We start from the raw sequence: 1,302 nt of genomic DNA, 5'->3' as shown, positions 1-1,302 counted from the left end.
AAATTGTGTAATTGCCTGTTTTTGATATCGTTATCCGAACAGCGGAGACAGGCAAATTATGGACGAGAAGAAACTTCAGGCACTTGCTACAGAACTGGCCAAAGGCATCAAGACTGAAGCTGATCTCAATCAGTTTTCACGTATGTTGACTAAGCTCACCGTGGAAACGGCGCTGAACGCCGAACTCACTGACCACCTTGGGCATGAGAAAAACACGCCTAAAACCGGCACCAACACCCGTAACGGGTACTCCTCAAAAACATTGCTTATCGATGACGGCGAGATCACGCTAAACACGCCACGTGACCGTGAAGGTACCTTCGAGCCGCAGCTCATCAAGAAGAACCAGACCCATATCACCCAGATGGATAGCCAGATTTTGTCTCTTTATGCCAAAGGCATGACCACGCGTGAAATCGTCGCGACGTTCAAGGAAATGTATGACGCTGACGTGTCGGCCACGTTAATTTCCAAAGTAACGGATGCCGTTAAAGAACAGGTAACCGAATGGCAAAATCGTCCGCTGGACTCACTGTATCCCATTGTTTATCTTGACTGTATTGTGGTGAAAGTCCGACACAATGGTTCGGTGATAAACAAGGCCGTTTTCCTTGCGTTGGGTATTAATACCGAGGGCAAAAAAGAGTTGCTCGGCATGTGGTTGGCAGAAAATGAGGGCGCGAAGTTCTGGCTTAATGTACTGACCGAGCTGAAAAATCGTGGTCTTCAAGACATCCTTATCGCCTGCGTGGACGGACTGAAAGGCTTCCCGGAGGCGATAAACAGCGTTTACCCGCAAACGCATATCCAGCTTTGCATTATCCACATGGTACGCAACAGTCTGAAATTCGTATCGTGGAAAGACTATAAGGGCGTTACTGCCGGGCTTAAAGCGGTCTATCAATCGCCGACGGAAGAAGCCGCCTTGATGGCGCTGGATGTGTTCGCGAACGCCCGGGATGGTAAATATCCTCAAATCAGCAAAAGTTGGCGGGCCCACTGGGAAAACCTCAATACCTTCTTCGGTTATCCGCCCGATATCCGCAAGGCGATCTACACAACTAACGCGATAGAGTCGCTGAACAGCGTGATCCGGCAGGCTATCAAGAAACGCAAAGTGTTCCCGACGGATGACTCGGTACGCAAAGTGATATACCTCGCGATACAGTCAGCGTCGAAAAAATGGAGCATGCCGATTCAAAACTGGCGGCTGGCGATGAGTCGTTTTATTATTGAGTTCGGTGACCGGTTGAACGGTCACATTTAATAGGGTGGCAATTACACAGAATTATTTACAGGGTC

1 protein-coding gene is annotated in these 1,302 nt (G+C 48.9%); it reads left to right on the top strand.

What is annotated here, in order from left to right; all coding sequences use genetic code 11:
* Positions 1 to 58 precede the first annotated feature (58 nt).
* Complete coding sequence (locus tag DES54_RS18425; protein WP_113869810.1) at positions 59 to 1,267, top strand: IS256 family transposase; 1,209 nt, start codon at positions 59 to 61, stop codon at positions 1,265 to 1,267.
* The last annotated feature ends 35 nt before the right edge of the window (positions 1,268 to 1,302 follow it).

This window comes from Brenneria salicis ATCC 15712 = DSM 30166, from assembly GCF_003315515.1.
GTDB lineage: Bacteria > Pseudomonadota > Gammaproteobacteria > Enterobacterales > Enterobacteriaceae > Brenneria > Brenneria salicis.
This window is presented reverse-complemented; position numbering and strand designations above follow the sequence as displayed.

Excerpts from the sequence above, each read along its gene's own strand:
- DES54_RS18425 (WP_113869810.1), top strand. The coding sequence starts at position 59 with ATGGACGAGAAGAAACTTCAGGCACTTGCTACAGAACTGGCCAAAGGC.